The sequence below is a fragment of the Streptomyces sp. NPDC021622 genome (assembly GCF_040640795.1).
Taxonomy (GTDB): Bacteria; Actinomycetota; Actinomycetes; order Streptomycetales; family Streptomycetaceae; genus Streptomyces.
On sequence record NZ_JBFACK010000002.1, the window covers coordinates 119,867 to 142,222 of the forward strand.

13 protein-coding genes and 1 tRNA gene are annotated in these 22,356 nt (G+C 70.5%); 10 read left to right on the forward strand and 4 right to left on the reverse strand.

Annotated features, from left to right (window positions below; translation table 11 throughout):
- Positions 1 to 2: 2 nt before the first annotated feature.
- The 6 genes from AB0G47_RS04960 (at position 3) to AB0G47_RS04985 (ending at position 11,413) form a co-directional block, all read left to right on the forward strand.
- Positions 3 to 1,859 (forward strand): radical SAM protein, encoded by a 1,857-nt coding sequence (locus AB0G47_RS04960; RefSeq protein WP_360764155.1) that lies wholly within the window; start codon positions 3 to 5, stop codon positions 1,857 to 1,859.
- Positions 1,856 to 2,896, forward strand: a complete 1,041-nt coding sequence (locus AB0G47_RS04965; RefSeq protein WP_360764157.1) for a TauD/TfdA family dioxygenase — start codon at positions 1,856 to 1,858, stop codon at positions 2,894 to 2,896. Before AB0G47_RS04960 ends, AB0G47_RS04965 begins: the two co-directional genes overlap by 4 nt.
- Positions 2,893 to 6,669 carry an amino acid adenylation domain-containing protein gene (locus tag AB0G47_RS04970; protein WP_360764159.1) on the forward strand — a complete coding sequence of 1,259 codons (3,777 nt, stop codon included), beginning with the start codon at positions 2,893 to 2,895 and terminating at the stop codon, positions 6,667 to 6,669. Before AB0G47_RS04965 ends, AB0G47_RS04970 begins: the two co-directional genes overlap by 4 nt.
- Positions 6,662 to 8,503: a non-ribosomal peptide synthetase gene (locus AB0G47_RS04975; protein WP_360764161.1), complete on the forward strand. Its 1,842-nt coding sequence runs from the start codon at positions 6,662 to 6,664 to the stop codon at positions 8,501 to 8,503. The genes AB0G47_RS04970 and AB0G47_RS04975 overlap by 8 nt, the downstream gene beginning before the upstream one ends.
- Positions 8,500 to 9,327, forward strand: coding sequence for a phytanoyl-CoA dioxygenase family protein (locus AB0G47_RS04980; RefSeq protein ID WP_360764163.1), 828 nt, complete (start codon positions 8,500 to 8,502; stop codon positions 9,325 to 9,327). Before AB0G47_RS04975 ends, AB0G47_RS04980 begins: the two co-directional genes overlap by 4 nt.
- Positions 9,328 to 9,430: 103 nt before the next feature.
- The gene (locus AB0G47_RS04985; protein ID WP_360764165.1) at positions 9,431 to 11,413 is read left to right on the forward strand and encodes a hypothetical protein; all 1,983 of its coding nucleotides are present in this window, start codon (positions 9,431 to 9,433) and stop codon (positions 11,411 to 11,413) included.
- Between the two features lie 130 nt (positions 11,414 to 11,543).
- On the opposite strand, the gene AB0G47_RS04990 is transcribed toward AB0G47_RS04985, so the two are convergent.
- Positions 11,544 to 11,628: transfer RNA gene (locus tag AB0G47_RS04990), tRNA-Leu, on the reverse strand.
- A 140-nt stretch (positions 11,629 to 11,768) separates the two neighbouring features.
- On the opposite strand from AB0G47_RS04990, the gene AB0G47_RS04995 reads away from it, so the two are divergent.
- Entirely contained in the window at positions 11,769 to 13,103 is a 1,335-nt protein-coding gene (locus AB0G47_RS04995; protein ID WP_360764167.1) for a DUF2254 domain-containing protein, read from the forward strand.
- Positions 13,104 to 13,239: 136 nt separating this feature from the next.
- On the opposite strand, the gene AB0G47_RS05000 is transcribed toward AB0G47_RS04995, so the two are convergent.
- The 3 genes from AB0G47_RS05000 to sucC all read right to left on the reverse strand — a co-directional run bounded on the left by AB0G47_RS05000 (position 13,240) and on the right by sucC (position 16,980).
- A complete protein-coding gene (locus AB0G47_RS05000) occupies positions 13,240 to 14,793 on the reverse strand; it encodes an aldehyde dehydrogenase family protein (protein ID WP_360764169.1) in 1,554 nt (517 codons plus the stop codon).
- Between the two features lie 157 nt (positions 14,794 to 14,950).
- Positions 14,951 to 15,829 carry a succinate--CoA ligase subunit alpha gene (sucD, locus tag AB0G47_RS05005; protein WP_360764170.1) on the reverse strand — a complete coding sequence of 293 codons (879 nt, stop codon included), beginning with the start codon at positions 15,827 to 15,829 and terminating at the stop codon, positions 14,951 to 14,953.
- Between the two features lie 11 nt (positions 15,830 to 15,840).
- The gene (sucC, locus tag AB0G47_RS05010) at positions 15,841 to 16,980 is read right to left on the reverse strand and encodes an ADP-forming succinate--CoA ligase subunit beta (RefSeq protein WP_360764172.1); all 1,140 of its coding nucleotides are present in this window, start codon (positions 16,978 to 16,980) and stop codon (positions 15,841 to 15,843) included.
- A gap of 198 nt (positions 16,981 to 17,178) precedes the next feature.
- On the opposite strand from sucC, the gene AB0G47_RS05015 reads away from it, so the two are divergent.
- Genes AB0G47_RS05015 through AB0G47_RS05025 form a run of 3 tightly spaced genes read left to right on the forward strand, consistent with a single transcriptional unit; the run spans position 17,179 to position 22,284 of the window.
- Entirely contained in the window at positions 17,179 to 18,876 is a 1,698-nt protein-coding gene (locus AB0G47_RS05015) for a thiamine pyrophosphate-binding protein (RefSeq protein WP_360764174.1), read from the forward strand.
- A 12-nt stretch (positions 18,877 to 18,888) separates the two neighbouring features.
- A complete protein-coding gene (gene frc / locus AB0G47_RS05020; RefSeq protein ID WP_360764176.1) occupies positions 18,889 to 20,121 on the forward strand; it encodes a formyl-CoA transferase in 1,233 nt (410 codons plus the stop codon).
- Positions 20,122 to 20,139: 18 nt separating this feature from the next.
- Positions 20,140 to 22,284 carry an acetate--CoA ligase family protein gene (locus AB0G47_RS05025; protein WP_360765097.1) on the forward strand — a complete coding sequence of 715 codons (2,145 nt, stop codon included), beginning with the start codon at positions 20,140 to 20,142 and terminating at the stop codon, positions 22,282 to 22,284.
- The last annotated feature ends 72 nt before the right edge of the window (positions 22,285 to 22,356 follow it).

A 22,356-nucleotide genomic window follows, 5' to 3' on the forward strand; every position in this document is an offset into this window, starting at 1 on the left:
GCATGGACCCCACGCCGCTCGCCGTTCCTCAGGCCCTGGCGCAGAGCGTGCGCCAGGCGCGCGCCGACCGAATAGACCGTGAGCTGTACGAGGAGGAGAAGCGCTGGCGCTGGCACCCCGGTGACGGCGAGGACCCCCGCACCGTCTCGCAGGAGGCACTGCGCCGCGAGACCGCCCTTGAACACGAGCTCGACGCCCGCCTCGGCCCGGCCGCGCCTGGGCCCGAAGACCCGCGCCGTCACGAAGAGCGGCGGCGCGCCAAGCACTTCCCGGTCCTCTTCGTCAGCGCCCCGCACATCGAGGAGGGCGCGACCGGCGCCTTCCCCGGCATGCCGACGCCGCTGCTCTACGCGACCTGCGTCCTCGACCGGATGCTGCGCATCGACGAGTTCCCCGGCGCGCGGGTCCCCGAAGTCGTGGCCGTCCTCAATCCGCCCGCCTACTCAGCCGCCTTCGAGCAGGAACTCGTCACCTGTCTGCGCGAGCACCGCCCCGTCGTGGTCGGCATCAGCAACCTCTCCGAGGGCCACCACTTCGCCCTGCGCATCGCGGCAACGGTCAAGAAGGAGTGCCCGCAGGCGATCGTCCTGCTCGGCGGCCAGCACGAGGACGCCGTGAACCCGGACGCCTACCGGGCGGCCTCGCGCCGTGTGGCCGACATGAGCGGCCGCCGGCAGGCGAGCCACGACGACTTCCGGATCGGCGCGGAGGAACTCGGCCGGCTCACCGCACTGCAGACCTTCGCCCGTCCCGATGAACGCGAGCTCATGGACATCGTGTTCGCGGGGGACTCCGCGTTCGCGCTGCCCGAGGTGCTCAAGGTGGTGGCGGACTGCCTGCCCGCCGACGCCGAGACCGTCAAGAAGCGCATGCTCACCGAGCAGGACCGGTTCGCCGAACTGCCGGGCGTGGGCAGCCTGTTCATCTACGACTGGAACGCGCAGCGCATCGAGTCGATGCCGCTCAGCGGCGTTCCGATCGACGGCGACCGGCTCCCGTACATCGACGTGACCCGGATGACGCACGAGAACCGCTTCCCCGTCTTCGGGCATCGCAGGACCGCACAGATCATGGCCTGTCTCGGCTGCAAGTACGCGTGCTCCTTCTGCCACGAGTCCGCGGACGCGTTCCTCTACGAGCAGCCCAAGATCCGCCAGCGGTCGCCGCAGCACGTCATCGGAGAGATCCGGCTCCGCATCGACCAGGGCTTCGATGCGGTGTTCTTCGACGACAGCACCTTCACCCAGAACCCCCGCTGGCTGACCGAGTTCCTGACCCTCCTCGAGGACCTCGCCGCCGAGCACGGCACCTTCGAATGGGGCTGCCAGACCACCGTCAACGACGTGGACCGCGACCTCCTGCGGCGCATGGCCGGGGCGGGCTGCAGCTATGTGTACTTCGGCGTCGAATCGGCCGAACCCGACGCCGTACGCGTCCAGAAGGTCCGCCAGCTGCTTCTGGTCTCCGAGGCCGACTGGACCGAGCGCTTCCGGGACGTGGCCCACTGGTGCCGCGAGGCCGGGATCCGGGTCGGTACGTCCCTGCAGTTCGGCCTGGGGGAAACGCCCGAGCAGCGGCTGCTCACGCTCGACCTCATCGCCGAACTGCACCGGGACGGCTGCATCCCGGACGGTTGCGTCGCCCTCAACGTCAACAGCCCCTACCCCGGCACCCGTCAATGGCTCCAGATGCTCCAGTCGGGCGCCGCGCTGCCCGACTACCGCGAGAAGCTGGTGCGCCACCCGGCGTTCGAGACCGCCCACCAGTTCTCCGCGATCACCGGCCAGGACGTCGAAGCCCTGTATCTGCTCGCCGCCGACCGCCTCGGGCGGGCGCTGCACCAGGAGGAGCCGGCGTGACGAATCCACCGCGCGGGCCGCTGCCGGGCCCGGCCGGCCTCCGGCAGGCCGTGCCCGCCCAGGTCAGCTTCACCTCCGACTCGCTCGTCAGCCATGCGCCGCTCGCGCATCCGGGGGAACCGCCCCTGGTCGTCCGGCCGACGGCCGCCGGAGTCGACGTCGCGGCCTGGGCCGCACACTCGCGGCCATGGCTTGACGAGACCCTCGCCGACCACGGCGCCGTGCTGCTCCGGGGGTTCTCGGTCACCACCACTCACGACCTGGAACCCCTCGCCGCCGCGCTCGTCGACGAGTTGTACCGCGACAACGGCGAGCATCCCCGGGCCTCGCTGAGCGGCAGCATCTCCTCTCCGGTGTTCTTCCCGCCGGAGGAGAAGCTGCTGTGGCACACCGAGAACTCCTTCAACGACACCGGCCCCGCCCGCATCATGTTCTGCTGTGCGCGGCCCGCCGCCTCCGGTGGTGAGACCCCGATCGTCGACAGCCGGCAGGTCTTCCGGCGGCTCGACGCGGATCTGCGGTCCGAGTTCCTGGCCAAGGGCGTGATGTACGTACGCAATTACGGGACCGGGCTCGGCCTGGACTGGCGTGAGGTCCTGCGCACCGACGACCGGAGCGAGGCCGAGGCGCGCTGCGCCCAGCAGGGCCTGCGCTCCGCCTGGGACGGCGACCGCCTGCGCACCGAGGCGGTACGTCCTGCCGCCGTCCGGCACCCGGGAACCGGCGTGTGGTCGTGGATCAATCAGGCCCAGCACTGGCACCCGGCCTGCCTGGCCCCCGCGACAAGGGCGGCGCTTGAGGCCACCCACACGCCGGACACGCTGCCGCGACAGTGCCATTTCGGCGACGGATCACCGATCCCCGACGAGGCGATGGCCGAGATCTGCCGGGTGTACGCCGAACTCGAAGTCTGCTTCCCCTGGGAGAGGGGCGACGTCTTGGTCCTCGACAACATCCTGGTCGCACATGCCCGCAACCCCTTCAGCGGACCACGCGAACTCCTGGTGGCCATGGGCGACATGGTGCGGTTCGCATGACCGGGGTCGAGGGATTCCGGCTGTCGTTCCAGCAGCAGCGCATCTGGCAGGCGTACGAGTCCTCCTCCCCGGGATGGGCACAGGCGCTGCTCCACATCGACGGCGCTGTCGACCCGGACCGCCTTGCCGACGCACTGCGCGCGGTCACCGACCGCCATGGCGCGCTGCGGGCGCGCTACCGCCGGGTGCCGGGGGCGAAAACCGCGCTCGCGGACATCGGCCGGGAGGGCGGCAGCAGCGTCGAATGGGCGGTCACCGATGCGTACATCCCCGGGGACCTGGACAGCGCGGTGCGGTCAGAGCGTCTGCGCCCGGCGGGCATCGACGGTGCCGCCCCGCTGCGCGCACGGCTGCTCAGGCTCTCCGACCAGCGCCACGCCCTGCTGATCACGACCTCGGGTCTGTCCGCCGACAGCCTGACCCTGCGCCACCTCGTGGCCGAGCTCGCCCTCGCCTACGACGGGCGTTCACCGGACGCCGCGCCACTGCAGTACATCCAGTACGCGCAATGGCAGTTCGAGCAGGACGCCGCCGGGCCGGTGGCCGGGGGCGACGCCCGACCTGCGGCACCGGTGGACCTGCCCCTACGGCAGGCCGGGGCGCTCACCGGCCCCGCCGTCATACGCCTGGACCGCACCGTGCCGCTCCCGCTGGCGCGGGCCGTGCGGGGATGCGCGGAGCAGCATGGCGTCACGACCGAAGTCGTACTGCTCACCTGCCTGATGACTCTCCTGCGCAGGATCACCGACCGCTCCGCCGTCACCGTCGCGACCGCCCTCCCAGGACGTCCGTACGACGAACTGAGCGACTGCGCCGGTCACTTCGCCCACTGGTCGCCGATCCGCACCGGGCCGGACGCGGCCGCCACCTTCTCCGGCCTCCTGGCCCAGATCCAGGACGAGCAGTCGAACGCCGAGCGTGCCGCCGAGCGCATACCGGCGTCGTACGCCACCGACCCGACCGACCGGGCGACTGCCGCGTACGAGGCGAAGGAGGCGGCAGTTGCCGGGCGCGCCGACGGCGTCACCTTCACCTTGGCCTGGGACGACATCGAGGCCGAGCCTGCCGCGGTGAAGCTGGAGAGCGTCACGGGCGAGGACTCACTTCGCCTGGTGTGGCGCTACCGCGACGGTGAGTTCCCCGCCGACTATGTGCGAAGCCTCGCCGGTCAGTATCTGACCCTGCTGGAAGGGGCCGTCGCCGACCCGTCGGCCCCGCTCGACACCATCAGCCTGCTCGACGAGCACAGCCGCCACCTCGTACGGGCCGCTGCCGACCACGGCCGTGACACCCGGCGAACGCCCCAGTGTCTGCACCGGATCATCGAGCGTCAGGCCCGGCAGACGCCGGACAGCGTCGCGGTCGTGGACCCTGCGGCCCGGCTGACCTACCGGCAACTGGACGAGCAGGCCGACCAAGTGGCCCTGGCGCTGCGGCAGTACGGCGTCGGCCCTGATCAACCGGTGGCGCTGGCCATCGGGCACACCCGTCAGCTTCTGGTGGCGATGCTGGGCGTACTCAAGGCGGGTGGCGCCTATCTGCCGCTCGATCCGGACCTCCCCCCGGCCAGGGCCACGGACATGCTTGAGCGCTCGGGGTGCTCCCTGGTCCTCACCGGCCCTGACACGGCGCAGGACCGGTTCGGCACGATCCCCTGCCTGAACGTCGACCAGCTGCCGGAGACCGAAGGCCGGGTCCACCCACGGGCCGAGGTGACACCGGAGAACCTCGCCTACGTCTTGTTCACCAGCGGCTCCACCGGTGTCCCCAAGGGCGTGATGCTGCCCCACCGTGCCCTCTCCAACTACGTGCTCTGGGCGGCCCGGACGTACGGGCACGAGGAGGGGACGGGGGCCATGGTGCACTCCTCCGTGGCCTTCGACCTGACGGTGACCAGCCTGTTCGTGCCCCTGGTCAGCGGGCGTACGGTGCATCTGGATCCGGCCTGGCGCAACGTCTTCGGCCTCACCGGTGAACTGGGCCGTCGGTCCGGCCTCGACCTGCTCAAACTGACGCCCTCGCACCTGAACGTGATCAACCACGAGCTCGCTCCCGATGGCACATCCAAAGTCACGCACTCACTCGTCCTGGGCGGCGAGAACCTCTCCTGGGAGCACATCGCACCGTGGCGCGAACACGCCGCGCCCACACGGATCTTCAACGAGTACGGGCCCACGGAGACCGCGGTGGGATGCGCGGTCCACGAGATCACCGCGGACGATCCCACGGTCGGCGACGTACCCATCGGCCGCCCTGTGGACGGCAGCGACATCTACATCCTGGACGACCGCCTGGCACCGGTGCCGGTCGGCGCACTCGGCGAGATCTGCGTGGGCGGCATCGGCCTGGCGCGCGGCTACGTCGCCGATCCCGCCGCGTCGGCGGAACGCTTCGTACCGCATCCCTTCTCCGACGTACCCGGGCAACGGCTCTACCGGACCGGCGACATCGGCTACTACGCCCCCGACGGGACGCTGCACTGCCTCGGCCGCAGGGACGAGCAGATCAAGGTGCGTGGCGTCCGCGTGGAGCCGGCCGAGGTGGAGCGGGCGCTGCTCGGACACCCGTCCGTCCGCGAGGCGGCCGTGGTGCTCTCGCCGGACGGTGCGGACGGTACACACGGCGGCAGGCTCACCGCGTTCCTCTCGGCCGCGGCCACCGGAACGGTCGCGCCGTCGGAACTGCGCGGCCATCTCACCGAGCGCCTGCCGGCCGCCATGGTCCCCGCCTCGTACGTCTGGCTCGACCGGCTGCCCCTCACGGTGAACGGCAAGATCGACCGCGACGCCCTGCTCGCCGCCGACACCCCGCGCGACCCGCACGGGCAGACGTCGGCCCCGCCTCAGGATGCGGATGCTCCGGAAGCGAAGGTCGCGGCCATCTTCGCCGACCTCCTTGCGATCCCCTCCGTCGGTGTGGACGACGTCTTCTTCGACCTCGGCGGCCACTCGATCCTGGCGGTGCGGCTGATCGCGAGGATCAACGCGGCGTTCTCCGCCGAACTGCCGGTGTCGGTGCTGTTCGAGGAGACAGAGGCGGTCGACGGACCACCGGTCGATCCCGCGACTCCTAGGGCGCTGGCAGCGTTGCTCCGCGGTGCGGATGCGGCCGATGGAGCCGGGCGTTCGCGTTCCCTCATCACGCTGCAGAGCCGGGGCGAGGGGACGCCGCTGTTCTGCGTCCCCGGTGGCGGGGATGCCATCGGCTTCCGGAATCTCGCCGGCGGGTCCGTGCTGCTGCGTCCGCTGTACGCCGTGCACGACGGCACTCCGCAGGGGGCCGAGGCCGATGCGGAGGTCGATGTCGAGGCTCTGGCCGAGCGCCATCTCGCGGTGGTCCGAGAAGCCAGGCCGCACGGCCCCTACCTTCTGATGGGCTGGTCGATCGGCGGCCTCGTCGCCTTCGAGATGGCCCAGCGGCTCACCCGGCTCGGGGAGCGGGTCGCCATGCTGGTCCTCGTCGACAGCTATCTGGCCGACCAGCTCCCGGCCGAATCCGAATCCGGATCCACGCCGAGCGACCCGCACACCCTCGCGGCCCTGCGGTACCGGCCGGCACCGTACGCCGGCCCGACGGCCCTGCTGCAGGCGCAGGAGAGCGACCCCGGAATGCGGGCGGCGGCAAGTGCGGCCTGGGCTCAGCTCTGCCCGGCGCTCTCCCCGCCGCGCGTGATCGCCGGTGACCACTACTCCATGCTGGACGAGCCGTTCGTGGCCGCACTGGCAGCGGAATTGGAGAAGACACTTCAGGAGGCGGACGTTCCCGATGCCTGACGGCCACGCTTCGAAGACCGACGAAGCCCGAACCACGGTCCCCGGCGGCGAGAGTGTGCTGCAGTACTTCGACGACACACGGCGTACGTCACCCGACCTGCCCGCGGTGGAATACCGGGGACGCCAACTGTCGTACGAGCAACTCGGGCGCACCGCAGACACGTTGGCCGCCCACCTGCGGACCCTCTCCGTCGCCGGCACGGTCGTCGGCATCCGCACCGACCGTTCGTTCCGGCTGCCGATCGCCATCCTGGCCGCGCTGCGGGCCGGCGCCGCGTACATGCCGCTGGATCACGCCTACCCTCAGCCGCGGCTCGACTTCATGATGCGGGACAGCGGGATGCGCGTACTGCTCACGCACCGCACGCCTTCGGGACTGCCACCCGCACCGCCCGGGACGCGGGTCGTGCTGCTCGACGAGGACATACCCGGCGGTGCCGACGGGCAACGGCCCCGCACCTCCACCGCCGACGACCTCGCGTACGTCATCTACACATCGGGATCCACGGGCACGCCCAAGGGCGTCGCCATGCCGCACGGCCCGCTGCGCAACCTGATCTCCTGGCAGCGCGAGACGTTCACGTCCGGGGTCGGGTCCCGGACCCTCCAGTTCGCGGCGGCGAGCTTCGACGTCCACTTCGAGGAGATGTTCAGCACCTGGGGCACCGGCGGCTGCCTCGTGCTCGTCGACGAGGAGATACGCCGGGACTCCCACCGGCTCCTGCGCTTCCTGGACGAGCAACGGGTGCACCGCGTGTTCATGCCGTTCGTGGCCTTGCAGGCCCTCGCCCACACGGCGCAGGACGTGGGTCGCCATCCGCGCTCGCTCCAAGAGGTCGTCTGCGGGGGCGAGCAGCTCTACATCACTCCCGCGGTGCGGCGGTTCTTCGGTGCCCTGCCGGGCGTCGCGCTGCACAACCAGTACGGACCGTCGGAGACGCACAACGTGACGGCCCTGCGGCTGTCCGGCGATCCCGCGTCCTGGCCGGAGCGCGCCCCCATCGGCCGGTCCATCGACGCCGCGCGCGTGCGGGTGCTTGACGGGGACGGCAACCCGGTCCCGGCCGGAGTCACCGGGGAGATCGGCATCGGCGGGCCGGTGCTCGCCCGTGGCTACCTCAACCGGCCCGGACTGACCGCGGAGCGCTTCACCCCCGATCCGCTGGGACCGCCGGGGTCGCGGGTGTACCGGACCGGGGACGCGGGCCGGGTCGACGATCAGGGGCGGATCCATTTCCTCGGCCGCGACGACGGGCAGGTGAAGATCCGCGGGTACCGCGTGGAGCTCGGTGAGATCGAGTCGGCGGTCAGAGCCCTGCCGGAGGCGGCCGACGCCGCGGTCGTGGTGAACGAGAGCCGCACGGCGGGCAAGCGCCTCGTCGCCTATGTGGTGGGGCAGTCGCCGCTGCCGGACGACCTCCGGGACCGGCTCGCCGAGACACTGCCCGAGTACATGCTGCCGGTGGCGTTCTTCCCGGTGGACCGCCTGCCGCTCACGCCCAGCGGCAAGCTCGACCGCCAGGCCCTGGCCGCCCGCGAGTTGACGGTCACGGGCAGCGGCGTCGGCCCCCCGCCCGAGGACGGAGTGCAGCAGGAGCTCACCCTCCTGTGGGAGCAGGCCCTGGACGCGAAGGACATCGCGTTCAACGACAACTTCTTCCAGCTGGGCGGCACTTCACTGCTGGCCGCGGTGCTGATTACCCGGATCAACGAACGCTTCGGCGCGTACGCGGACCTGGAGACGTTCATCTCCCGGCCGACGATCTCCGCGATGGCCGAGTGGATCGAGGAGCGGTGCGACGTGTCCCGACAACCGGTGAGGCTGGATTCGTGATCGAAACTGACGACGGGCATCTGGCGGAGCTGACCGCGGAGTACGAGGAGAACGGCTGGTGCCACTCTCCGTTCCGGTTCACCGGACCTGCGGTGAGCGTGCTCCGCGACAGCCTGGACACCATCTGCCGCCGAGGCGGTCCCGAGGTGGTCCACGAGCCGGACAGTACGGCGGTCCGCGCGGTGCACGGCTGCCACGAGTTCGACGAGGCGTACGCGGCGCTCGTGCGCCACCCCTATCTCCTGGCGCTTGCCGAGGCGCTGACCGGGACGCCGGTGTACGTCTACCAGTTCAAGGTGAACCTGAAGCAGGCCCGGGAGGGCCAGGCCTGGCCCTGGCACCAGGACTTCGCCTTCTGGAACGCGGAGGACGGACTGCCGACGCCCGCGGCGGTCACGCTCGCCGTACCGCTTGACGATGTGCACGAGGGCAACGGTCCGCTGATGCTCATCCCCGGCTCGCACCGCGTGGGATATCTCGGCCCCGGCAAGATCACGCGGGGCGACAGCGGGGACTGGCGCAAGAACTTCGCGGCGGATCCCGAGCACGTCATGGACGACGCCCGCGCCCAGGAACTGATCGGGACCTTCGGCAGCACGCGGGCGACCGGCCCGGCGGGCACGATCCAGGCCTTCCACCCGAACATCGTGCACTCCTCGTCGGACAACACATCGCCGGACCGGCGGGCGCTGCTGATGGTGTCGTACAACTCCATCGACAACGCCCCGCCCCATCCGACCCGCCCCGAATTCCTGGTGGGCCGGAACACGGACCAGCTGAAGCCGCGGTGGGACGACCGCTTCCCGCTCGAACGCGTCCCGTAGGAGCGCTTCCCGTCGGCGGCGGCCTGAGGGCGGCCCGCACCAGGCGACAACCCCGATCAGGCGCCGTCCAGTTGGCTCCGGGGCATCAGGCAGGATGTGCGGCATGCCAGAGGATTCGACACGCCCCGCAGCCCGTCTGAACGAAGACCTGATCTCTGCTGCCCTCTCCGGGCTCATCGGCGGCTCCGGGTACTGGCGGGCCGGCACCCTCGCCGGATTCGCCCGCACCGGTGACTACTTGACCGGACGGACCGATCAACTCCCCGACCAGTACCGGGGTTGGTACTGGTCCCGGTTCATCGGCCGTATCGGCGCCGTCGCCCTGCGGGCCAGCTCCTTTCCCGTCCACGCCGACCTGCGCGGGGTCCTCCTGGCGATGCTTGACGTGTGGGCCGGGACGCCCTTCGCCGATCCCGCGGCCCTCGCCCGGATGCGTACCGGCACCATCGAGCTCACCGACGACGGCGCGTACGCGGCCCGCGACGAGCGCGGCGCCGTCCTCGCCGTACACGGAATCGGCGCGAAGGCGACCGGGCGGCACTTCGTGGAACTGCGTACGGGCGAGGCCGATCCGCCCGCTCCCGGAGACATCACCGAGGCCGAGGCCGTCCCCACGGGCCACTGGGGAACCCCGACCCAACTGCACGGGCTAACCGCTCTCGTACGCGCGAACGGCCCGGCCCCCTGGGACCGGGATGCGGCCGCCGCACTGGCCGACGCCACGGGACTCAGCCGCGCCGCCGCTTCCCTGCTGCTAGCCGGAATTCCGGACGGCTCCTACGTGAAGTGGCGGCTGGACGCCGAGGCCCGCAAGACCCTGCGGCTCAAGCAGTCCGAAGCCGACGCGGGCCTGCGCGAGCTGAACGACCTGCAGGTGCCCGCACGCCTGGATCTGCTCGCCGGGGTGCTGCCCGACGACCCGGAGCAGTTGTGGCAACCCGGCGGGCAGACCGCGCTCGCCGAGCGGATCGCCGAGGCCTGGCGCACGCAGCAGGGCACACGCCCCGCCGTCTCGGAGGCGACGCTCGCGGTGGCGACCGAGCACGAGTCGGTGCGCATGGCCCCGGCCGCGGTCTGCACGGTGTTCACCGACCCCACGAGCAACGCGGTGCTGACCCGGGACGCCGACACCCGGCTGCGGGCGAGCAGCGTCATCGGCCACGGCTGGGAGGGCGAGGACGGGCTCCGCTTCAAGGAACTGCTCGCCGTGACGTGCCACGCGATGCCGTGGATCTACGCCGAACTGCCGGGCGGGGACCCGGTCCGTGAAGGCCTGCCCGAGGTGGCCGCGCTGCTGCGCGAACGCCTTGCCCACCCGGAGATGCTCCTGGACACCCGGGGATCGTCGCTGCGCGGCTGGACTGTCGCGGACCTGGCACCGAGCTTCCCCGGCGCCCAGGAGTACCGAGAGGCCCGCACCCCCCTCGACCACCCCACGCTCGACGACGGGCTTACCGTGATCGCCGAGGGCGGCATCGACCGGCGGGGCGCCCGCGAGTCGCCGGGCATCTACTTCCGGCCGGCCCAGTACGGCAAGGACGACCGTTCACAGCGCCTGGATTCCGCCGTCGACTGCGAGGGGTCCTATCTCTCCCTCGTACGTTGGCTGCGTGGCCCCGAGTGCCGACGCCTGGAGGAGAGGATCAGCTCCGGGGCGCTGCCGCCCGGCAGCTACGAAACGGACCCACGTGCCTCGGCCCCCGACACCGTGGCCAAGGCCGCTGCCGATCTCGGCCTCGATACCGATGCCGCGACCCTGTACCTCCAGCTGCTCGCGCTGCCCGCACCCACCGACCGCAACATCCGCCGCTGGAACGACTGGACGCCCGCCCGGCACAAGGCTGCCGCCGCCCGGCTTCTCGACGCGTCGCTTGTGGTCGCGGACCGTCGGCCCCGGGCAGGACGCACCACGTTCCTGCCCGGCGACTGGGCCGCGGCGAAGAAGCCGCATCAGCCCATGGAGACCTGGAAGGCGGACCTGCTCGGCGCCGAGCTGTCCCGCGACCGCGAGCAGGTACTCACCAGTCCCACCACCGGTCCGCTGCCCGAACTGTTCAACCGGGCCTGGCTGTCCCGGCCCCGCTGAGAAGGACGGCTGCGCCTGGCGGCGGCCGGCGTCACCGCCGCCGCCCCGGGCTGCGGCCTGGCGGCACCTGCCGCCAACGACAAACGGTGCCGGCCGAGAGTCGGCCAGCACCGGATGCTGCACTGCTGTGTGTCCGAGGGGGGACTTGAACCCCCACGCCCGATAAAGGGCACTAGCACCTCAAGCTAGCGCGTCTGCCATTCCGCCACCCGGACTAGGTGTTTGCCGTTCGCGGGGTGTTCCCCGCGGCGACATGGACAACAATACCAAGCTTTCGGAGTGCCTTTCACCTGCGTATCCGCCGGTCGGCGGGCGGATGCCCGGCGCCCCGTTCCGCCGCATCTACAGTCTCACCATGAGTGACGGGATGATTACTGGTGTGCTGGGTGACGTGAAGGTTCGGCGGCCCCGGCTGCTGTCCCCGTTGCGCGAGCATCTGCGGGACACCATGTGGTTCGCGCCGACCGCCGGCCTGGCGGGCGCCATGGTGCTGTGGTGGGTCGCGGCCGAGCTGGACGCCCACATCGTGACGGCGGCGAAGGAGGCCGGGGACTACGAAACCGTCGAGTCCCTGATGTCGATCGCCGAGGACGCGAAGGCGGTGATCAGCACCATCGGCTCGGCGATGATGACGTTCATCGGTGTCGTCTTCAGCATCTCGCTGGTGGCCGTGCAGATGGCGAGCGGGCAGTTCAGTCCGCGCGTGGTGCGGCTGTACGTCAGGTCGCGGATCACCAAGATCACGCTGACGGTCTTCCTTGCGACGTTCCTGTTCTCCCTGATGACGCTGACGTCGTTCGACAGCGAGACCGATCCACGGAAGCTGACGACCGTCCCGCTGATCGAGTCCGTCCTGGCGATGGTGATGGTGCTGCTGAGCCTTCTGCTGTTCATCGCCTACGTGAACGGGACGCTCCGCATGATGCGGATCAGCTTCGTGATCGACCGGATCGCCCGGGAGTCGTTCCGGGTGGCGGTGAAGCATCCGACCGAGGGCGCGGTGGACGACGAACGCCTCGGCCCGGAGACCGCCCGGATCACCCACCGCGGGCGGGCCGGGGTGCTGCGGGACGTGAACATCGCCCGGGTCGTGCGGGCGGCGCGACGGCAGGGCGTCGTGCTGCGGCTCGTCCCGCGCATCGGCGACTTCATGGTGCCGGGGACCCCGGTGTTCACGGTCCACGGTGGGGCGGCGCCCTCCCCGCGCGCGTTGCGGTACACCGTCTCGGTGGGTGTGGAGCGCACCTTCCACCAGGACCTCGGCTTCGGGCTTCGCCAGCTCGCCGACATCGCGCTGCGGGCCCTTTCGCCCGCGGTGAACGATCCGACCACCGCCGTGCAGGCCCTCGACCGCATCATCCAGTTCCTCGCGTCGGTGGCCCGGTACCCGCTGGGCGCCCTGCGCCACCGTGACCGGCGCGGGGCGGTGCGCCTTGTCCAGCCGGTGCCGGACTGGACCGCTCTGGTGGACCTCGGGTTCGCCGAGATCCGTGGCTGCGCGATCGGCAATCCGCAGGTCACGCGGCGCATGCTGGCCGGCCTCGACGATCTGCTGCGCCTTGCGCCCGAGGAGCGCCGCGAGCCCCTCCTTCGCCACCGCGAGCTGCTCGCGCAGGCCGTGGACCGCACGGTCCCGGAGTCGGCGGACCGCGCGTTCGCCCTGCTCCCCGACCGGCAGGGAATCGGCTAGCCGACCGACTCCCCACCGGTGGTGCCTCAGGACTCAGCGCTCAGGGTGAGGGCCCAGGGCCCAGGGTCAGGGCCCAGGGTCAGGGCCCAGGGTCAGGGCCCAGGGCAGGGCTCAGGGTCAGGGCCCAGGGCAGGGCTCAGGCCATGAGGTGATAGCTGGGGAAGTTCCCCGGCGGCCGCTCCATCGCCGGGCCATGGGTGACCGCCCGCACCAGAAGCTCACCTCCGACGAACGCGCCGCGCCACGACGCGCCGAACCCGCCGAACAGCTCCTCCCTGTCACCGCGCGAACGAGGCTTCCCACGGCCCGTCTTGAACGCCCGGATCTGCGGCGCGAGCCGTTCGTAGGTCTCCGGCTCGTCGGTCGACAGGGTGGCGACCAACGCTCCGTTCGACGCGTTCATGGCAGCGAGCAGCTCCGCTTCCGTGTCGACCAGGACGATGGTGTCGACCGGGCCGAACGGCTCCGCGTGGTGCAGCGGCGAGGACGGCGGCGGGTTGAGGAGCGTGACGGGGTGCAGGTACGCGTCCGTGTCCTGCCCCGGCAGGAAGCGGTCCGCGGCGGGCGCGCCGCGGTACAGCGGCACGGCACCCCGGTCGATGGCCTCCGCCACCTGGTCGGAGAGTTCCTTGGCCTTGGCGGCGTTGATGAGCGGCCCGAAGTCCAGCTGCGGGAAAGGGTCTTCGGCATGCTCGACCGCCAGCGGGTGGCCGACGCGGACGGTGCGCACGGCCGGCAGGTAGGCGGCGAGGAACTGGTCGAAGATGCCTCGTTGGACGACGAAACGTGGATACGCCGTGCAGCGCTGCTTGCCGTAGTCGAAGAGCTTGGGGACGACGGCGCTGAGCGCGTCCCAGTCGCTGTAGTTCCAGATGCCCCAGGTGTTGAGTCCTTCCTGTTCGAGGATGTGCCGCTTGCCGAGGTCGGCGACGGCCGTGGCGACGGCCGCGCCGGTGTCCCGCCCGCCGACGAAGGAGACACAGCCGATTTCCGGTGCGCGCACCAGCGCTTCGGACAGCTCTCCCCCGCTGCCGCTCACGAGGGTGACGGGAATCCCTTCGCGGGCGGCGAGCGCGCAGGCCAGGGTGAGACAGGCGACGCCGCCATCGGTCGGGGTCTTGGCGATGACCGCGTTGCCCGCGAGTGCCTGTACCAACACTGCATGAACGAGCACGCTCATCGGGTAGTTCCAGCTCGCGATGTTGGATACCGGACCGTCCAGCGGGGTCCGGCCCTCGATCATCGGCTCGATGCCGTCGACGTACCAACGCACGCCGTCGATGGCCCGGTCCACATCGGCCTGCGCGAGGCGCCAGGGTTTGCCGATCTCCCAGACGAGGAGGAGGGCGAGGAGTTCGCGGTGCTGGGTGAGGGCGTCGAGGGTGGCGGCGACGCGGGCGCGGCGCTCCCCCAACGGGATGTGGCGCCAGGCCCGGTGCTGGTCGAGCGAGGCGCGTACGGCCTGGTGGGCCGTGGCGGCGTCGAGGCGTGGCGGGCCCGCGATGGGGCTGCCGTCGACGGGGCTCGTGGCGGGCAGCGCGCGACCGTCCGCCTGCCAACTGCCGTTCCACAGGTTCAGGACGTGGTCGTCACGGAAGGCCTCGGGCGCGACGGCGAGGCAGCGCTGCCAGGCGTCGGCCCAGGACGTACCGGCCTTGAGGACGAGTGGAGTGGTGAGGGTGGGTGCCATTCGGTGTCTCCGCTCACGGTGCACAGATCGGGGCGGGAGGTGCATGGCTCGAATCGGACAGGAAGTGCATGGCTCGTACGGGGCCGCTCAGTTCGCGGTCCACGTGCGTTTGGTGGGGGACGCTAGTGGAGTGAGGGCCGGTCACCTATGAGTGACGTCACGCCCCGAGTCGGTCGAGAACGAGACGGGCGGTCTCCGTCGGTGTGGCGCCGACCCGCACACCGGCGGCCTCCAGCGCTTCCTGCTTCGCCTTCGCGGTGCCCGACGAGCCCGAGACGATCGCTCCCGCGTGCCCCATGGTCTTGCCCTCGGGTGCGGTGAAGCCGGCGATGTAGGCGACGACGGGTTTGGTGACGGCGCGCCGGATGTAGGCGGCCGCACGTTCCTCGGCGTCGCCGCCGATCTCGCCGATGAGGACGATCAGTTCGGTGTCGGGGTCGTCCTCGAAGGCCGCGAGGCAGTCGATGTGCGTGGTGCCGACCACAGGGTCACCGCCGATGCCCACGCAGGTCGAGAAGCCGATGTCGCGCAGCTCGTACATGAGTTGGTAGGTGAGGGTGCCGGATTTCGACACCAGGCCGACGCGTCCGGGTTTGGTGATGTCGGCGGGGATGATCCCGGCGTTGGCCTGCCCCGGGGTGATGAGGCCGGGGCAGTTGGGGCCGATGACGCGGGTGCCGCGCTCCTTCGCGTACGCGTGGAAGGCGACCGCGTCGTGCACGGGGATGCCTTCGGTGATGACGACGGCGAGTCCGATGCCGGCGTCGGCGGCCTCGGTGACCGCGGCCTTGGAGAAGGCGGGCGGCACGAAGACGACGGTGACGTCGGCGCCCGTGGCCTCGATGCCGTCACGGACGGAGCCGAAGACGGGGACGGCGCGGTCGTCGAAGTCGACGGTGCGGCCCGCCTTGCGGGGGTTGACGCCGCCCACGACGTCCGTGCCCGCGGCGAGCATCCGCCGGGTGTGCTTCATGCCCTCGGCGCCGGTCATCCCCTGGACGAGGACCTTGCTCTCCTTGGTGAGGTAGATCGCCATGTCCGGTCTCCTTAGGCTGCGTCGGCTCGGGTGGCGAGGTCGGCGGCGCGGCGTGCGGCGCCGTCCATGGTGGTGGCCTGCTGGACCAGGGGGTGGGCGCGCTCGTCGAGGATGGCGCGGCCGCGTGCGGCGTTGTTGCCGTCGAGACGGACCACGAGCGGCTTGGTCAACTGCACGGATTCCAGGGCCTGGACGATGCCGTCGGCGACCGCGTCGCAGGCGGTGATGCCGCCGAAGACATTGACGAAGACGGACTTGACCGCGGGATCGGACAGGATCACGGAAAGACCGTCGGCCATGATCTGGGCGGAGGCGCCGCCTCCGATGTCGAGGAAGTTCGCGGGGCGCGCACCGCAGCCCGCGACCACGTCGAGGGTGGACATGACCAGGCCCGCGCCGTTGCCGATGATGCCGACCTCACCGTCGAGCTTCACGTAGTTGAGGCCCTTGGCCGCGGCCGACGACTCCAAGGGGTCCGCGTGTGCGGAGTTGTCGGCGCCCCAGCGTGCCTGGCGGAAGCGCGCGTTGTCGTCCAGGGTGACCTTGCCGTCGAGGGCGAGGATCTCCCCCTGGGCGGTGCGCACGAGGGGGTTCACCTCTACGAGGAGCGCGTCCTCGCGGATGAGCACCTGCCACAGCTTCACGAGTACGCCGGCTGCCGCCGCGGGGAGTCCGGCCGCTGCGGCGATGTCGGCCGCCTTCGCCTCGTCCACGCCTTGTGCCGGGTCGACCTCCACGCGCGTGACGGCCTCCGGCCTGCCGGCGGCCACCTCCTCGATCTCCATGCCGCCCTCGGCCGATGCAATGGCGAGGAAGCGTCCTGCCGCGCGGTCCAGTACGTACGAGACGTAGAACTCGCTGTCGATCTCGACGGGTTGGGCCACCATCACCTTGTGCACGGTGTGGCCCTTGATGTCCATGCCGATGATCTGGCGCGCCGTGATCTCGGCCGCTGCGGCGTCCGCGGCCATCTTCACGCCGCCCGCCTTGCCGCGCCCTCCGGTCTTCACCTGGGCCTTGACGACGACGCGGCCGCCGAGTCGTTCGGCCCCCGCGCGTGCCTCTTTCGCCGTGCCGGCGACTTCGGCATCCGGCACCAAGATGCCGTATTCCTCGAAGAGTTCCCTTGCCTGGTGCTCGAACAGGTCCATTCCGGCTCCTGACGCCGTGTCGTTCCGGGGAGCGACCCCCGGACCCGAAAAGTGCCGCACGCCCCCTGGACACCACCCACCGGATGCGGGATAACAAGCTTCATACAGTATTCGTCGACTGTATGCAATCTACCGCGAGAGCACCTACGAGCAGCGTGTGAGCGCTCCAACTCCCCTACGAAGGGACAGGACTTCGCCATGCCCGACGGCAGCAGCGACACCAACCAGGCCCCCCAGATCTCCGGTGGGCACCTGGTCGCCAAGGCACTCAAAGCGGAGGGTGTGGAGGTCATCTACACCCTCTGCGGCGGCCACATCATCGACATCTACGACGGCTGCGTCGACGAGGGCATCGATGTCGTCGACGTACGCCACGAACAGGTCGCCGCCCACGCGGCCGACGGGTACGCACGCCTCACGGGCAAGCCGGGGTGTGCCGTGGTGACCGCGGGGCCGGGGACGACGGATGCCGTCACGGGCGTCGCGAACGCCTTCCGCGCGGAGTCCCCGATGCTGCTCATCGGCGGCCAAGGGGCGCACACCCAGCACAAGATGGGGTCCCTCCAGGACCTTCCGCACGTCGACATGATGACGCCGATCACCAAGTTCGCCGCGACCGTGCCGGACACGGCGCGCGCCGCCGACATGGTGTCCATGGCGTTCCGCGAGTGCTACCACGGCGCTCCGGGACCGTCCTTCCTGGAGATACCGCGCGATGTGCTCGACGCCAAGGTGCCGGTCGACAAGGCGCGGGTCCCCCAGGCCGGGCAGTACCGCGCGTCGACCCGCTCGGCCGGCGACCCCGAAGCCGTCGAGAAGCTCGCCGATCTGCTCGTGCACGCCGAGAAGCCCGCGATCCTGCTCGGCAGCCAGGTGTGGACGACGCGCGGCACGGAGTCGGCCATCGAGCTCGTACGCGCCCTGAACGTGCCCGCCTACATGAACGGCGCGGGACGCGGGACGCTGCCGCCCGGCGACCCGCACCACTTCCAGCTCTCACGGCGGTACGCCTTCTCCAACGCCGACCTCATCGTCATCGTGGGAACGCCCTTCGACTTCCGCATGGGCTACGGCAAGCGGCTCTCGCAGGACGCGACCGTCGTACAGATCGACCTCGACTACCGCACCGTCGGCAAGAACAGGGACATCGACCTCGGCATCGTGGGCGACGCGGGACTGATCCTGAAGTCGGTCAACGAGGCGGCGTCCGGCCGCGTCAACGGAGGGGCTTCCAAGCGCAAGGAGTGGATCGACGAGCTGCGGGCCGCCGAACAGACGGCGATCGAGAAGCGGCTGCCGAACCTCCGCTCCGACGCCTCGCCCATCCACCCGTACCGCCTCGTCAGCGAGATCAACGACTTCCTTACGGAGGACTCGATCTACATCGGCGACGGCGGCGACATCGTCACCTTCTCCGGGCAGGTCGTACAGCCCAAGTCGCCGGGCCACTGGATGGACCCCGGACCGCTCGGCACGCTCGGCGTCGGCATCCCCTTCGTGCTCGCCGCCAAGCAGGCGCGGCCCGACAAGGAGGTGGTGGCTCTCTTCGGAGACGGCGCCTTCTCGCTGACCGGGTGGGACTTCGAGACGCTGGTCCGCTACAACCTGCCCTTCGTCGGGATCGTCGGCAACAACTCCTCCATGAACCAGATCCGTTACGGCCAGAGGGCCAAGTACGGCGAGGAGCGCGAGCGCGTCGGCAACACCCTCGGAGACGTCCCCTACGACAAGTTCGCCCAGATGCTGGGCGGTTACGGCGAAGAGGTCCGCGACCCCGCCGACATCGGTCCCGCGCTCCGGCGGGCGCGCGAGTCCGGCAAGCCGTCGCTGATCAACGTATGGGTCGATCCGGACGCATACGCCCCCGGAACCATGAACCAGACCATGTACAAGTGAGGAGCCCGCTCGATGACGACCAAGGCTCTTGAGGGCGTACGCGTCCTCGACATGACGCACGTCCAGTCCGGGCCCTCCGCCACCCAGCTCCTCGCCTGGCTCGGCGCGGACGTGGTGAAGCTGGAGGCACCCTCCGGAGACATCACGCGCAAGCAGCTGCGCGACCTCCCGGACGTCGACTCGCTCTACTTCACGATGCTCAACTGCAACAAGCGGAGTATCACCCTCAACACCAAGTCCGAGCGCGGCAAGGAGCTCCTCACGGAGCTGATCCGCCGCTCCGATGTGATGGTCGAGAACTTCGGTCCTGGCGCCGTGGACCGGATGGGCTTCACATGGGAGCGCATCCAGGAGATCAACCCGCGGATCGTCTACGCCTCGATCAAGGGCTTCGGAGACGGCCCCTACACCAACTTCAAGGCCTACGAAGTGGTCGCCCAGGCGATGGGCGGCTCCATGTCGACCACCGGCTTCGAGGACGGCCCGCCGCTCGCCACGGGCGCCCAGATCGGTGACTCCGGGACCGGCATCCATGCCGTCGCCGGCATTCTCGCCGCCCTCTTCCAGAGGGAGAACACCGGTCGCGGGCAGCGCGTGAACGTGGCCATGCAGCACGCCGTGCTCAACCTGTGCCGGGTGAAGCTGCGCGATCAGCAGCGCCTGCAGCACGGGCCGCTCGCCGAGTACCCGAACGAGGACTTCGGTGACGAGGTGCCCCGCTCCGGCAACGCGAGCGGCGGCGGGCAGCCCGGATGGGCCGTCAAGTGCGCTCCAGGAGGCCCCAACGACTACGTGTACGTGATCGTGCAGCCCGTCGGCTGGCAGCCGCTCACCGAGCTCATCGGACGCCCCGAGCTGGCCGAGGACGCCGAGTGGGCGACTCCGGAGGCGCGCCTTCCCAAGCTCGGCAAGATGTTCCAGCTGATCGAGGAGTGGTCCTCGACGCTCCCCAAGTGGGAGGTCCTCGAGCGGCTCAACGCCCACAACATCCCGTGCGGCCCGATCCTCTCCACCAAGGAGATCATCGAGGACGCCTCGCTGGCCGCCAACGAGATGGTCGTCGAGGTCGCGCACCCGCAGCGGGGCTCCTTCACCACCGTCGGCTCCCCGCTGAAGCTGTCCGACTCCCCCGTGGACGTGGTCAGTTCACCGCTTCTCGGCGAGCACAACGCCGAGGTGTTCGTCGGGGAACTCGGCCTCGGCGACGAGGAACTGCGCCTGCTCAAGTCGAACGGAGTGATCTGACCGATGGCCGAAGACTTGATGGCCGAAGACCGCGCATCGACGGTGCGGGCGCTGCTCGACTCGGTGCGCGCCGAGGGACGTACGTCGCTGACGGCTCCGGAGGGCAAGATCCTCGCGGACGCGTACGGGATCGCCGTGCCGGGCGAGGAGCTGGCGACGGACGTGGACGAGGCGGTGGCGCACGCGGCCCGTTTCGACGGGCCGGTCGTCCTGAAGATCGTCTCCCCCGACATCCTGCACAAGACCGACGCGGGCGGCGTCGTCGTCGGCGTGGAGGGCGCAGCCGACGTACGGGCCGCGTTCTGCGAGATCGTCGCGAACGCGCGCGCCTACGCGCCGACAGCCCGCATCGAGGGCGTACAGGTCCAGGAGCTGCTGCCGTCGGGCCAGGAAGTGATCGTCGGGGCGGTGACCGATCCGACGTTCGGGAAGGTCGTCGCGTTCGGTCTCGGCGGCGTACTGGTGGAGGTCCTCAAGGACGTCACGTTCCGCCTGGCGCCGGTCGACGCGGACGAGGCCGCCTCGATGCTCGACTCGATCAGGGCCGCCGAGATCCTGCGCGGAGTGCGGGGCGCGCCCGCCGTGGACCGGTGGGCGCTCGCCGAGCAGATCCGCCGGGTCTCCCAACTGGTCACCGACTTCCCGGAGATCGCCGAGGTGGACCTCAACCCGGTGATTGCCACCCCGGAGGGCGCGATCGCCGCGGACATCCGCGTCATCCTCTCCGAGGGGGTGCCAAAGGCGCGGCGCACCTACACGCGCGCGCAGATGCTCACCTCGATGCGGCGGCTGATGCAGCCGCGCTCGGTCGCCGTGATCGGCGCATCCAACGAGCAGGGCAAGATCGGCAATTCGGTGATGCGCAACCTCATCGACGGCGGCTTCTCCGGAGAGATCCATCCGGTGAACCCCAAGGCCGATGACATCTTGGGCCGCAAGGCGTACAAGAGTGTCACGGACGTTCCGGGTGAGGTGGATGTGGCGGTCTTCGCGATCCCCGCCAAGTTCGTGGCGGCAGCCTTGGAGGAGGTGGGCCGCAAGGGCATCCCCAACGCGGTCCTGATTCCCTCCGGGTTCGCCGAGACCGGTGAACACGCCCTCCAGGAGGAGATCGTGGCGATCGGCGAGCGGCACGGTGTGCGGCTGCTCGGCCCGAACATCTACGGCTACTACTCGACGTGGCAGGACCTGTGCGCCACGTTCTGCACGCCCTACGACGTCAAGGGCGGCGTCGCCCTGACGAGCCAGTCGGGCGGCATCGGGATGGCGATCCTCGGCTTCGCGCGCACTACGAAGACAGGCGTTTCGGCGATCGTCGGGCTCGGCAACAAGTCGGACCTGGACGAGGACGACCTGCTCACCTGGTTCGGCGAGGACCCCAACACCCAGTGCATCGCCATGCACCTGGAGGACCTCAAGGACGGCCGTGCCTTCGTGGAGGCCGCGCGGGCGACCGTCCCCAAGAAGCCGGTCGTGGTCCTGAAGGCCGGACGCACGGCCGCGGGGGCGAAAGCCGCCGGATCGCACACGGGCGCGCTCGCGGGCGACGACGCCGTGTACGACGACATCCTCAGGCAGGCGGGCGTCATCCGCGCCCCTGGTCTCAACGAAATGCTGGAGTACGCGCGCGCGTTGCCGGTGCTTCCCACCCCGCAGGGCGACAACATCGTGATCATCACGGGGGCGGGCGGCTCGGGCGTGCTGCTCTCCGACGCGGTGACCGACAACGGACTGCGCCTGATGGAGATCCCGGACGATCTTGACGCGGCCTTCAAGGCGTTCATCCCGCCCTTCGGGGCAGCCGGCAACCCCGTGGACATCACCGGTGGCGAGCCCCCGTCGACGTACGAGGCGACGATCAGGCTGGGTCTGGAGGACCCGCGCATCCACGCGCTTGTCCTCGGCTACTGGCACACCATCGTCACTCCTCCCATGGTCTTCGCCGAACTGACGGCCCGTGTCGTCGCGGAGTTCCGCGAGCGGGGCATCGAGAAGCCCGTCGTGGCGTCTCTGGCGGGCGATGTCGAGGTGGAGGAGGCCTGCCAGTACCTCTTCGAGCGGGGCGTCGTGGCGTACCCGTACACGACCGAGAAGCCGGTGGCCGCGCTGGGCGCGAAGTACCGCTGGGCGCGGGCCGCCGGGCTGCTCGGAGGTGGTCGATGAGGGCGTGAGTGGAGGGCGGCCGGCGGCGCGCGCCGGCCGCCCCGGAACCCGCGCGCGCACGAAAGGAATTGG